Below are 12091 nucleotides of genomic sequence, written 5' to 3'. Positions count from 1 at the left end.
ACGCGGTTGACATGCGAGCGACAATCATGACGTCCCCATTGCCCGTCTTCCGCCTCCTGCTCGCCGTCAGTGCCGGGCTGTTCCTGACCGGACTGCCCTCGCCGTCGCGCGCGCAGAACATCGTCGTCATGGTCAACGGTGATCCGATCACCGATTTCGACATCGATCAGCGCTCCAAGCTCGACCAGCTGACGACGCAGAAGGTCCCGAGCCGCGAGCAGGTCATCAACGAGCTGATCGACGACAAGGTGAAGCTCAAGGAAGGCAAGAAGTACGGGGTCGATCCCGGCGTCTCCGAGGTCAACCAGTCCTTCGAGGGGATGGCGCAGCGCATGCGCATCACGCCGGAGCAGCTCACCAAGTCGCTCGAATCCAAGGGCGTCCGCCCCGAAACGCTGAAGGGCCGCATGAAGTCCGAGATGGTCTGGACCAGCCTCGTGCGCGGCCGCTTCAAGGAGAAGCTGCTGGTCGGCGAGCGCGAGGTCGCGCAGGCCGTGCAGGCCCAGACCGGCGACAAGCTTCAGATCGAGGGCACCGAATACAAGATGCAGCCGATCGTGCTGATCGTGCCGCGCGGCTCGTCGGCGGCATTCCTGGAGACACGCAAGAAGGAAGCCGAGACCTATCGCTCGCGCGTCGGAAGCTGCGAGGAAGCCAATTCGCTGTTCCGCTCGACGCCGAACGCCACCATCCGCGACAGCGTCACCAAGACCACCGCGGAACTGCCGGAGGCGCTGCGCAAGGTGCTCGACGACACGCCGATCGGCCGTTTGACCGCGCCCGAGCTGACCAAGAACGGCATCGAGATGGTGGTGCTGTGCTCGCGCAAGCCGACCATGATCGACACGCCGAAGAAGCGCGAGGTCCGCGAGAAGATGTACCAGGAGAAGTACGAGAAGACCCAGAAGGCCTATCTCGACGACCTCCGCAAGGCGGCGATGATCGAATATCGCAACCGCTGATGGCCCATCGCGCAGCAAAGTCCCTTCCCCTTGCCCTGACCCTGGGAGAGCCCGCCGGCATCGGCGCCGACATCACGATCGCAGCCTGGCTGAGGCGCCGTGAGCTGAACCTGCCCGCCTTCTACCTGCTCGGCGACGAGGCGCTGATCGCCCGGCGTGCCAAGGCGCTCGGCGCCGATATCAGGATCGCCGCGGCGAGCCCCGGCGAAGCCGAAGCCGCCTTCGCTGACGCCCTGCCCGTCGTCGCCACCGGCGAGCGTGCGACCGCCGAGCCCGGCAAGCCCGATGCATCGAGCGCGACGGCTGCGCTCGCCTCGATCCGGCAGGCGGTCACTGATGTCCGCGAGGGCCGCGCCGGCGCCGTCGTCACCAATCCGATCGCCAAGAGCGTGCTCTACCGCGCAGGCTTCCGTCATCCCGGCCACACCGAGTTCCTTGCCGAGCTCGCAGCCGAGGACGGCCGCGTGCCGCAGCCGGTGATGATGCTGTGGTCGCCCCAGCTCGCCGTGGTACCCGTCACCATCCACGTCTCGATGCGCGAGGCGCTGGCCCAGCTCACCAGCGAGCTGATCGTCTCGACCGTCCGCATCGTCGCAACCGAGCTGAAATCCCGCTTCGGCATCGCGCGGCCGCGCATCGCGGTTTCCGGCCTCAATCCCCATGCCGGCGAGGACGGCTCGCTCGGCCACGAGGAGCAGACCATCATCGCGCCGGCGCTCAAGGCGCTGCGCCGCGACGGCATCGAGGCAAGAGGCCCGCTGCCCGCCGACACCATGTTCCACGAAGCCGCGCGTGCTACCTACGACTGCGCCGTGTGCATGTATCACGACCAGGCGCTGATCCCGATCAAGACCGTCGCCTTCGACGACGCGGTCAACGTCACGCTCGGCCTGCCCTTGATCCGCACCTCGCCCGATCACGGCACCGCCTTCGACATCGCCGGCACGGGCAAGGCCAATCCGGCGAGCCTCATCGCGGCCTTGAGGCTCGCAAGCCGCATGGCTTCGCAAAGCTGATGAGCGCCATCGACGACCTCCCGCCGCTGCGCGAGGTCATTCGCCAGCACGCGCTGTCGGCGCGCAAATCGCTCGGCCAGAACTTTCTGCTCGACCTCAATCTCACCGCCCGCATCGCCCGTGCGGCCGCGCCGCTGGAAGACTCCACCATCGTCGAGATCGGCCCCGGCCCCGGCGGGCTCACGCGGGCGCTGCTCGCGCTCGGCGCAAGGCGCGTCATCGCCATCGAGCATGACGAGCGTGCGATCCCGGCACTGCGCGATATTTCCGCCCGCTACCCAGGCAGGCTCGAGATCGTGCACGGCGATGCCATGACCTTCGACCCGCGCCCGCTGCTCGGTGGCGAACGAGCAAAGATCGTCGCCAACCTGCCCTACAACATCGCGACCCAGCTTCTGATCAACTGGCTGACGAGCGAGCCCTGGCCGCCCTGGTACGATCTGATGGTTCTGATGTTCCAGCGCGAGGTCGGCGAGCGCATCGTCGCGCGCGAGGACGAGGAGGCCTATGGCCGGCTCGGCGTGCTCGCCAACTGGCGCTGCGAGACCAAGATCCTGTTCGACATTGCGCCGTCCGCCTTCGTGCCGCCGCCGAAGGTCACATCCTCCGTCGTGCGCCTGGTGCCCCGCGCAGAGCCGCTTGCCTGCGATCGCAAGCTGCTCGAGCAGGTCGCAGCCGCGGCCTTCGGCCAGCGCCGCAAGATGCTGCGCCAGAGCCTGAAATCGCTCGGCGTCGATCCGGCGCGGCTCGCCGCTGCCGCCGGTGTCGATGCGACGCGGCGCGCCGAGACGATTCCCATTTCCGGCTTTGTTGCCATGGCCCGTGAATTGGCCAATATACGAACCGAAGAAGCATGATCCGGACCCGAAGGGCCGCGCTAGCGCAAAGTGTGAAGCGGTTTTCCGGACGAGATCATGCTCAAACCATGAGATAATTTCGGAGGAAGAAATATGGCGTTGATGCGTCGGCAGTCCCTGGTCAAGTTCGATGCACCCTTGTGCGAGACCGTCGTCGATACGCCGAAGCCGCAAGGGCGTGAGGTGCTGGTGCGCATCGAGCGCTGCGGCCTCTGCCACTCCGATCTCCACATCCAGGACGGCTATGCCGATCTCGGCGGCGGCAAGAAGCTCGACACCACGCGCGGCATGACGCTGCCCTTCACGCTCGGCCACGAGATCGCCGGCGTGGTCGACGAGGTCGGCCCCGACGTCGCCGCCGGCCTCGTCGGCGCCAGGAAAGCCGTCTTCCCCTGGATCGGCTGCGGCCAGTGCCGCGACTGCGCCAATGGCGACGAGAACCTGTGTGTGAAGCAGCGCTTCCTCGGCGTTTCCATCGATGGCGGATTCGCCACCCACGTGCTGGTGCCCGACGCGAAATACCTGCTCGACTACGATCCGCTGCCCGTCAACCAGGCCGCGACGCTGATGTGCTCCGGCGTCACCGCCTATGGCGCGCTCAAGCGACTGGTCGACCGTCCGCGCCAACGCAACCTCCTGCTGATCGGCCTCGGCGGCGTCGGCATGATGGGCCTGTCGTTCGCGCAGGCGATGTTCAAGCAGCCGATCACCGTTGCCGACCTCTCGCCGGCGGCGCGCGACACCGCGCTGAAGAACGGTGCCGCCGTCGCCTATGATCCGTCCGAGCCCGACGTGATCAAGCGGATCCTGAAGGAGACCGAAGGCGGCTTCGACGAGATCGTCGATTTCGCCGGCAACGAGAAGTCGATGGCCTTTGCGGTCGCGGTCGCCGCGCGCGGCGGCAAGATTGTGGTCTCCGGCCTGATGGGCGGCCAGTTCACACTGCCGATGGTGCAGTGGGTCTACAAGCGCATGACCATCGAAGGCTTCATGGTCGGCACGCTCGCTGAAGCCCAGGAGCTGATGGCGCTGGCGCGCGCCGGCAAGATCAAGCCGACGCCGATGCGCGAGGAGCCGATGGGCGATGTCCAGAAATGGATCGACGAGCTTCGCGCCGGCAAGGTGGTCGGCCGCATCGTGCTGAAGAACTGACCGTTCGCGTGCGGCGGGGGCGGACGCAAGTCGCGCCCGCCGCACGGAACGCCTTCGGCCCCGCTGCGTTGGCAGCCCATGTCCATTCGCTGCACCGTCGAAAGCGCATTCTTCATCGCCTGGAGCTGCCTGGAGCAGAGCGGCGAGCTCGGCCCGCCGGACGAGAGCGCCAACGTCATTCTCGACGCGATCGAAGCCCAGCTCAGGACAGGCGAACGCCGGCAGCTGATGCTCGCCAACAAGGCGATCGATGCCTACCGCGCGCATGCGGCGCAACGCCGATCCTTAGGGGACCGCGAAGCCTGCTTCGGGTGAAGGTCATCACCGCCCTAGGACCCGCCGGCCCGGCGGCATTCGGGCAGATCACGGCCGGCGGTCCGTCGGGCAAAGCGCACGGGGCACGGCGCTCGGCGCGAACAGGGTACGCCAAACGGCGCCCCCGCTATGTACACTCCTGAACAGACTTCGCGACGATTACCGCTGCGGGGCCCGCGCGCATGCGGGCCCCGGCGCCGCGCCTTCCAAAATTCCGCAAAACCCGCTCAAGAACTTTTGGGCCTTCAACGCCCCTTGTGTACACTTTGAAACCGTTGCTTCCGCCACGGAAACGTAGGGTTCTGGCGCGCCGATTCCCGGCAGCCAAGAGAAACACCTGTGACCGGTCGGCCCCTGAACGATCTGCTCCGGCAGCTCGCCCCCCGAGATTTTGAACTCCTTGCCCCTCATCTCCAGCTGGTCGAACTCGAGGCGAGCCACATCCTGCACCATGCAGGCGATGCCGTGGCGGCGGTTCATTTCCCCTGCGGCCCCACGCTCGTGTCGTTCGCCGTACCGGTCGAGGATGACCGCGAGGTCGAGAGCCTGCTGGTGGGACGCGAGGGCGCCGTGGGCGTTGCCGCCGGCCGCAATCCTTCACTCGCTTATTCCCGTATCGTCGTGAAACTGGGCGGCGCGCTCGTTCGGCTGCCGTTGCGCGCGCTCGAGCAGGCGCAACAGAGGTCGGCCGCGCTGCAAGAGGTATTTTCGCGCTATGCCGACTGCCAGTTCGCGCAGTTGCTGCAAACAGCAGCTTGCAACGCCGCGCATTCGATCGAACAGCGCGCCGCCAAGTGGATCATCTCCACGCAGGAACATATCGGCCAAGCGGAGATTCCCCTCACCCACGAGCAACTTGCCGGCATGCTGGGTGTCTCCCGCAGCTATGCCAGTCGCGTCATCCAGATGTTCAAGGCGAGGCGCATCCTCGCCACCCGCCGCGGTGCCATCCTGGTCCTCGACGCAGCCGCTCTCGACGCCAAGGCATGCTGCTGCAACGACTTGGTGAAGAAGCATTTTGATGAAGTGCTCGGCAGGGCGACTGCCGCCCAAGGCTAGCGCGCGGCGGTCTCACACACGCGGCGGCGCCGACTGCCGCTTCTGGTGCAGATAGACCGGGCTGAAGTCGCCGAGCCGCTGCAAGTCGCGCCATTTCTGCACGATCAGCTCGCCCTCGCGCAGATCCATGGCCCCGCTGCGCCTGAGTTCGGCCAGTGTCCGGTTCACGGTTGCGATCGCCATGCCCAGCGTCTCGCCGAGCTGCGCCAGGCTGATCGGCATGGGGCAGCGATTGCCGCGCACGAGCTGCGCGGCGCGGGCGCGGTAGAATAGCTCGCAGAACAAATGTGCCATGCGCGCCTGCATCGGCCGGGCGCTGTTGTTGGTGATGGCCTCGCGAAAGATCGCGGCATCGAGCAGCGTCTCGCGCCAGACGGCCAGCCCAAAGCTGGGCCGTCGCCGGAACGCGATGAACAATTCGCGATGCGGAATGAAGGCGACCGAGGCCGGCCCCAGCGCGCTCAATCCATGATCCATCTGGTCGATGAACAGGCCCTGCGCGTCCGGCAGGTCGCCGGTGAGATGGAACGCGAGATATTGTCGCCCGCCGCCAGCCAGCAGATGGTAGCGCGCGACCATGCCGGTGACAACCAGCACCGAATGTTCGGGTTCGTCGCCCTGACGGATGAAATCCTCGTTGGGCCCCAAATCGCGCAGCGTGAAGGTAAGCGCCCGGATTTCGGCAACGTCTTCCTCTGTGAGCGCGGTGTGCTCGCAAAGGTTCCGGATCAGCACGTCGTGGGTTTTTTCCATGAGGTCGCCAAAAATGCGCCGGTTCTATCAAATGATACGTCCGGCCAGGGTTCAGCGGACTAGAACGCGGATCGGAAGCACAGGTTGCTAACCGGTTTGCGACCGTAGCGGGTCGCATCCATCCGTCACACCGACTGCGAACCGAGCCGGCCCCTTCATGAGCCCGACCACGATCCTGGAGCGCATCCGCAGCCTGTTCACGTCGGATGCGACCGAGCCCCTCGACAACATCGGGGATGCCTTCGTCACGGCAACGCTGAAGCTCCCGGTCCAGCCGATGTCCGACCAGGAACTCGCCCGCGCCATCCGCGAGTTCCGCAAGGCGTCGGTGCCGCGCAGCGGTTGAAGCGGCACGCGAGGCTCATGCCGCATCCGAAATTCATCTCGCGTCTGCTGGCCATGGAAGGGCTGTCCGGGGACGAACGCCAGAAGGTCGCCGCCCTGCCCTCCACGCTGCGCCAGGTCGCCGACGGCGAGATCGTGTTGCGACAGGGCGAGGCCGCCTCGCGCTGCGTCTTCGTCGTGAGTGGCTTCCTCTATCAGGCCCGCATCGTCGGCGACCGCAGCCAGATCCTCGCTTTCCACGTTCCCGGCGACATGCCCTGCCTGCACTCGCTGCTGGTCTCGCCGATGGATGCGGATCTCGTCGGCCTCGGACCGACCATCGTCGGCACTGTCGCGCACGGCCAGCTCCGGCAGCTTCTCGACGGCTCGAACCATTTAACCCGCGCGTTCTGGCGCGAGACGTTGATCGATGCGGCGATCGCGCGGCAATGGATCGCCCGCCTCGGCGCGCAGGCGGCCTTGCCCAAGGTCGCGCACCTCATCTGCGAACTCGCCGCAAGGCTGGAGGTCGTCGGGCTTCTCAAGGACGGCTGCTTCCAGATGCCGATGACGCAGCGGCACGTCGCCGATGCCTGCGGGCTGTCGATCGTTCACGTCAATCGCACCATCCAGGAACTGAGGCATCGTCGATTGATCGCTTGGGAGGGCAGCGAGATCGAGCTGCTGCGACCCGAAGAGCTGCGCGAGCTTGCGGATTTCACGCCGAATTATCTGACGTGAGCGCGGCGGACGAATGCCAGGTCGCGGCCCGCTGGATCAGCTACTTCTTCTCATCCGTCCTGCGCTGTCCGGACGTGCCTTTGGTTTCGGGCTGCTTCGCCCGATCGGCATTCATGCCGGTGGTGTCCATTTTCCCTCTCTCCGTGGCACCGTTGGTATTTTCCGGCCTGTCCATGCCGGTCTGCGGAGCCGGCCCCGTATTCTGGGCAACGACCGGGCCGGACATGGCTGCAAATACGGCCGCGGTAATGAGCGCTTTCATGGGCATCTCCCTTCGTCTGACGAATGACGTGGCCGCACGCGAGTTGTTCCCTGGTGTTCCGGCCGTCTTGCGCGACTGCGGCGAGCATCGCCTCACGATCGCGGCCGCACCCATGATCCGAGCAACGGACCGCCGGCTCCGACCACCGGATCCGTCTTCGGCTTGCGGACCTTGGCGATGCGCTTGACGGCATCAGGACGCTCTCGCGTGTCGGTGCACTCGTCATAGGTCCCGTCCTGCGGGTACGCGCCGACGACGAGAAAGTCCCGGCTGGACTCGATCAGGCGGTGTCCCGTGCCTGCGGGAAGGACCAGAACATCGCCGGCCTTCACGCGCAGGATCCGCCCCTTGATCCCGCCGCACTCGATTCTGGCCGAGCCGCGTGCCACGCCCATCACTTCATGGACTTGCGAATGATAATGAACGAAGTCGTAGACGGTGTCGCGCCATGACCGCCCCCAGCCATTCGTATCGAACAGCGTATCGATGACGACCTCGGGCGGAAAACGCCGAGTCTTCAGGTTCACCGCGCCGCGATAGAGCAGCACGGGAAATTTCGGATTGTTCGGAACGATGCCGTCGTCGCGAAAATGCAGTTCTGCCGGTTTGCGCGACCGCACAAGCGTACGCAAAGTTGCCGCATCGGGATGGTGCTCCACCAGCTTCCTGGCGAAATTCCTGACCTGATCCTTGATGGGCATGACGTTTCCTCAGCCGCCGCGATTCAACGACGGCAGAGCCGAGAAGTTTCGGCCGCGGATTTATTCCTGCCGCTGAAATGAATGCCTTTCACCACATCCACCGTCATTCCTGGATGCGTGCGCGAGCACGCAGGCCCGGAATCCATCGGGCCGCATGCTCCGCCGCACAATGGATTCCCGGCTCGCCCCTTCAGGGCGCCCCGCAACGTCGCGTGGCGGCCAAGGCAACCGCGCGAGGCGTCGGGCAAAACACCGCGTCAAGACCTCCCTGCAAAATATTCCACTTTCCCGAATTTCGGATTTGTGGCATGTACCTTACCATCCCGGCCCTTGCCAAAGGGGCGCTTCGCGATCGTCACGAGATGCGGGCCGGGCTTGCGTTGGACGCGGTAGCGCCGGCGCGACATGCCTGATGACAGGGCGGGCAACCGTGAGTCTTGAGGCGGCGCGATACGACCCGGCGCGGTCACAGCGGTCTCGTTGATGCCGGGGGCGAGCACACGCCAGCCTCCAGGTCTTTCGGCGGGATCGTCCGCGGACGGAGAAGTCGTGTGGTCCTGACGCCCGGGGTTCTGGCGTCAAGCTTTGCGGTGATGCGGCGGCCCGACCGGGTGCGCACATCGATCATCCGCAAGGCGACGGGGGCAATAGTGCAACGCTCCCCGGGGAAGAGCACGAAGGACACCGTTGAAACCATCCGCGCAGGGAAGGCCGGGCGACCGGCATCACCTGTGATCCACCCCGTGTGCATTCCTGTCGCGCACGGATCTCGGGTGCCGCCGGCGCCCGGCCTTCCCTGCGCCCTTTGGCCTTCATCGGGCGCCGAACGACAGCAAGCCTCGGGCGAAACGCGCCGCGAGAATGCGGGGGCGCGTCGGCAATGTGAACGAGAGTTGGAGGATGCCGACGACCCCCTTGCTCATCGTCGCGAGGAACCTGGCGGCGCTGCTGCGGAACCTGAGTTCGGCGAAGCAAACGCCGGCAGGATGCCTGCTTTCGCGGCGGAACGAACGGCGCGCAAGCCCAATTCAAGCCACATCCTCTCCGGATTTGCGGCTCATTGCCACCCAAGTCTTTGATGACAAAGGGGTGGTCAAGAGTTGCGTCATGCGTAACCGGGAGACCAGGATGGGCAACCGCACCGCAAAATTCGTATCCGCGCTGGTCGGCAGCATCGTCGCCGGCCTGCCACTGGCCGCCGTGTCGCAGAACGCGCCGAACACACCGGGCACGGCCAACGCGGCCGCCGACTGCCTCGCCTCGCCGAAGGGCGCCGCGCCGCAGGGGCAGCACTGGTACTATCGCCTCGAACGCACGACCAAGCGGCAGTGCTGGTATCTGCGCGCCGCCGGCGGCAAAGCTTCCCAAACCGCGCAGGCGACGACCGACACACAAGAGGCCGATTCAGCCGCGCCCCAATCCGTGCAGAACGCGCGCGCCGAATATGTCGCGCCGCAGACCGGTGCGGCCCCCATCGCGCCGAACATGACTGCGCCGGCCGCGGCGGGTGCGCCGCCGGTCGCCCAACAGCCGGCGGCTCCCCTCGCCGAGACCACGCAGCCTGCCGTCGCCACGCGCTGGCCCGATGCCGCCATGCCGACCGCCGCCCCCGCGCCACAGCCGCAGCCCGTCACGGCCCCCGCGCCCCAGAGCGCGAAGCCGGCAAAGGCTACCGCCCCGATGGCTCCCGCCGCGGCAGATAGCAGCACCGACAAGCAGACCGGCTCGCTGCAGATGCTGCTGCTCGTGATCGGCGGTGCGTTGGCGCTCGCCGGCATCCTCGCCAGCCTCATTTACCGCTTCGCCGGGGGACGCGTCCGCGGCCAGGCCGCGGACCGCCGCGGGCATTGGGACGATTGGACGCCGCAGGATCATGACGGAAGCCGCGCGCCCTGGCTCGGTACAACGCCGGCCGTCACGCCGCGCGCAGAGCCGCGCCCGGTCGACTTCGATGAAGCACGACCGCCGCAAACCGCGCAAATCGCTGCATTCACCAGGGAGATCGGTAGGATCGCAGCCCAATCCGGCTCCATTCGCAAAGCCGCCGCAGATCTCGACAAGGCCGCCACCTTCACCGGGGCGTTCGAGATCGAAGCATCGCCCCCGCGGCTCGCGGCCAAGGAGGCCGCCAGGAACGCCGCCAAAGACGCCGATGACGAAAAGCCTGCAGCTCAAGGCGAAACGAAACGCGATGAAGCTGCTCACGTCGAGGAGGCCGTCGACGTCGACGTGGTCACCGCGATGCTGGAACGGCTGGCGAAGCAAGGGCCCCGGCTGCCGCAGCCTAGCCCTGAAGCTGACCTTGCAAACCTCGGACGAAACCAACGAGGCCAATTCGCCGCTCGCGCTTGAGGCGCTCGGCCTTCAGGATCGACTGCACCTCGGCGAAGGCCTCGTCGACATCGTGGTTGATCACGATGTAGTCGTACTCGGCCCAGTGGCTCATCTCGTGGCTGGCGCGGCTCATGCGCTTGCGGATGACCTCGTCGGAATCCTGCGCACGCGAATGCAGGCGCTTTTCGAGATCGGCCGCCGAAGGCGGCAGGATGAAGACGCTGACGACATCGGCGCGCGCCTTTTCACGCAGCTGCTGGGTGCCCTGCCAGTCGATGTCGAACAGCACGTCCTGCCCGGCTGACAGCGCCGCCTCGACCGGCCCGCGCGGCGTGCCGTAGCTGTTGTCGAAGACCGTCGCCCATTCCAGCAGTTCGCCAGCCTTGACCATCGCCTCGAACGTCGCCTTGTCGACGAACGAATAATCCTTGCCGTTGACCTCGCCCGGCCGCATCGCGCGCGTCGTCGCCGAGACCGACATTTTCAAGCCGGGCATCCGCTCGATCAAGAGACGCGACAGCGTCGTCTTGCCCGCGCCCGAGGGCGAGGACAGCACGAACATCAATCCGCGCCGCTCGACACCGTCAGTTTCGTGACCGCCCGTCGTCATCGATCACTCCAGATTCTGGACCTGCTCGCGGAACTGCTCGACCACGTTTTTCATGGCGAGGCCGGTATTGGTCAGCTCGATGTCGTTCGACTTCGAGCAGCAGGTGTTGACCTCGCGATGAAATTCCTGCGCCAGGAAGTCGAGCTTGCGGCCGATCGGGCCGCCTTTGCCGATCAGCTCGCGCGCCTGTGCGATGTGGGAGGCGATGCGGTCGAGCTCCTCGCGGATGTCGGCCCTGGTGGCGATCAGGATCGCCTCCTGCATCAGGCGATCGGAATCGAAACGATCGGAGGTGTCGAGCAGCGCGGCGATCTGCTCGGCGAGCCTGGCCTTGATCGCCTCCGGCTTGCGGCCGGGCGCGGCTTCCGCCTTTCTTGCCAGCTGCTCGACCTCGTCGACCCGCTGGATCAGGATCTGCCCCAGCGAAGTGCCCTCGCGCTTGCGCATCGCGACGAGCTCGTCGAGCGCCTTGTCGAAGGCCTCCGCGGCGGCGGCACGGGCCGCCTTGTCCTCTTCCTCGTCGCCCTCGGGCTCGGCGACCTCGACGACGCCCTTGATGGCGAGCAGGCCGTCGACGCTCGGGGCCACCGCGTCGACCTTGCCGGCGATCACCGAGGCCGCCTTCAGGACGGCATTGAGCACGTCCTCGTTGACGCGAACCGTGGCGGCGGCGTTGGCGCGCTTGACGGTGAGATTGGCGTAGACGGTGCCGCGCGAGAGCAGCTCGCCGGCGCGCTTTTTGGCGTGGGCCTCGAGCTCGTCGAACCCTTGCGGCAGCCGCATCCTGAGGTCAAAGCCCTTGGCGTTGACCGACTTCAATTCCCATTCGAACGTGTACGGCCCGCTAGCACCGTGGCATCTCGCAAAGCCGGTCATGGACGACAGCGCCATCAGGTCAAATTCTCCAGAAACACGGGATTCGCGAGGCATGAAGCCACGCGAATCTTAAGACTATTTTGCCGGAAAGTGGAATCCGCAAAGTCCCGCAAGCAGGTCTGCAGCGCG

14 protein-coding genes are annotated in these 12091 nt (G+C 66.2%); 9 read left to right on the top strand and 5 right to left on the bottom strand.

Annotation, left to right across the window (positions count from 1 at the left end; genetic code table 11):
* Positions 1–26 precede the first annotated feature (26 nt).
* The 6 genes from ACFDR6_RS09955 (at position 27) to ACFDR6_RS09930 (ending at position 5361) form a co-directional block, all read left to right on the top strand.
* Positions 27–962 carry a peptidylprolyl isomerase gene (locus ACFDR6_RS09955; protein WP_212086224.1) on the top strand — a complete coding sequence of 312 codons (936 nt, stop codon included), beginning with the start codon at positions 27–29 and terminating at the stop codon, positions 960–962.
* Complete coding sequence (pdxA, locus tag ACFDR6_RS09950; protein WP_375858159.1) at positions 962–1978, top strand: 4-hydroxythreonine-4-phosphate dehydrogenase PdxA; 1017 nt, start codon at positions 962–964, stop codon at positions 1976–1978. The genes ACFDR6_RS09955 and pdxA overlap by 1 nt, the downstream gene beginning before the upstream one ends.
* Positions 1978–2835 (top strand): 16S rRNA (adenine(1518)-N(6)/adenine(1519)-N(6))-dimethyltransferase RsmA, encoded by an 858-nt coding sequence (gene rsmA / locus ACFDR6_RS09945; protein WP_212086228.1) that lies wholly within the window; start codon positions 1978–1980, stop codon positions 2833–2835. The genes pdxA and rsmA overlap by 1 nt, the downstream gene beginning before the upstream one ends.
* 93 nt (positions 2836–2928) lie before the next feature.
* Positions 2929–3987, top strand: coding sequence for an alcohol dehydrogenase (locus tag ACFDR6_RS09940; protein ID WP_212086230.1), 1059 nt, complete (start codon positions 2929–2931; stop codon positions 3985–3987).
* 78 nt (positions 3988–4065) lie between these two features.
* Positions 4066–4302 (top strand): hypothetical protein, encoded by a 237-nt coding sequence (locus ACFDR6_RS09935; RefSeq protein ID WP_212086244.1) that lies wholly within the window; start codon positions 4066–4068, stop codon positions 4300–4302.
* Between the two features lie 339 nt (positions 4303–4641).
* Positions 4642–5361 carry a Crp/Fnr family transcriptional regulator gene (locus ACFDR6_RS09930; RefSeq protein WP_212086247.1) on the top strand — a complete coding sequence of 240 codons (720 nt, stop codon included), beginning with the start codon at positions 4642–4644 and terminating at the stop codon, positions 5359–5361.
* A 12-nt stretch (positions 5362–5373) separates the two neighbouring features.
* Here the strand turns inward: ACFDR6_RS09930 and ACFDR6_RS09925 are convergent, their stop codons facing one another.
* Positions 5374–6114 carry a Crp/Fnr family transcriptional regulator gene (locus ACFDR6_RS09925; RefSeq protein WP_317239775.1) on the bottom strand — a complete coding sequence of 247 codons (741 nt, stop codon included), beginning with the start codon at positions 6112–6114 and terminating at the stop codon, positions 5374–5376.
* A 157-nt stretch (positions 6115–6271) separates the two neighbouring features.
* Between ACFDR6_RS09925 and ACFDR6_RS09920 the strand changes: the two genes are divergently transcribed.
* Positions 6272–6460 carry a hypothetical protein gene (locus ACFDR6_RS09920; protein WP_317239776.1) on the top strand — a complete coding sequence of 63 codons (189 nt, stop codon included), beginning with the start codon at positions 6272–6274 and terminating at the stop codon, positions 6458–6460.
* Between the two features lie 17 nt (positions 6461–6477).
* Positions 6478–7179 carry a Crp/Fnr family transcriptional regulator gene (locus ACFDR6_RS09915; protein ID WP_317239777.1) on the top strand — a complete coding sequence of 234 codons (702 nt, stop codon included), beginning with the start codon at positions 6478–6480 and terminating at the stop codon, positions 7177–7179.
* Positions 7180–7219: 40 nt separating this feature from the next.
* On the opposite strand, the gene ACFDR6_RS09910 is transcribed toward ACFDR6_RS09915, so the two are convergent.
* The gene (locus tag ACFDR6_RS09910; RefSeq protein WP_212086256.1) at positions 7220–7441 is read right to left on the bottom strand and encodes a hypothetical protein; all 222 of its coding nucleotides are present in this window, start codon (positions 7439–7441) and stop codon (positions 7220–7222) included.
* Positions 7442–7533: 92 nt separating this feature from the next.
* Entirely contained in the window at positions 7534–8142 is a 609-nt protein-coding gene (locus tag ACFDR6_RS09905) for a cupin (protein ID WP_375858158.1), read from the bottom strand.
* A gap of 1128 nt (positions 8143–9270) precedes the next feature.
* Between ACFDR6_RS09905 and ACFDR6_RS09900 the strand changes: the two genes are divergently transcribed.
* Positions 9271–10494 (top strand): hypothetical protein, encoded by a 1224-nt coding sequence (locus tag ACFDR6_RS09900; protein WP_375858157.1) that lies wholly within the window; start codon positions 9271–9273, stop codon positions 10492–10494.
* Here the strand turns inward: ACFDR6_RS09900 and gmk are convergent.
* Both gmk and ACFDR6_RS09890 read right to left on the bottom strand, forming a co-directional pair.
* The gene (gmk, locus tag ACFDR6_RS09895; RefSeq protein ID WP_212086260.1) at positions 10427–11086 is read right to left on the bottom strand and encodes a guanylate kinase; all 660 of its coding nucleotides are present in this window, start codon (positions 11084–11086) and stop codon (positions 10427–10429) included. The two genes, ACFDR6_RS09900 and gmk, sit on opposite strands and share 68 nt — an antisense overlap.
* A gap of 3 nt (positions 11087–11089) precedes the next feature.
* Entirely contained in the window at positions 11090–11977 is an 888-nt protein-coding gene (locus tag ACFDR6_RS09890; protein ID WP_212086262.1) for a YicC/YloC family endoribonuclease, read from the bottom strand.
* Positions 11978–12091: the final 114 nt, after the last annotated feature.

It is taken from the genome of Bradyrhizobium tunisiense, assembly GCF_042263385.1.
Taxonomy (GTDB): Bacteria; Pseudomonadota; Alphaproteobacteria; order Rhizobiales; family Xanthobacteraceae; genus Bradyrhizobium; species Bradyrhizobium tunisiense.
The sequence above is the reverse complement of the archived record's forward strand: the minus strand, read 5'-3'. Positions and strand labels throughout refer to the sequence as shown.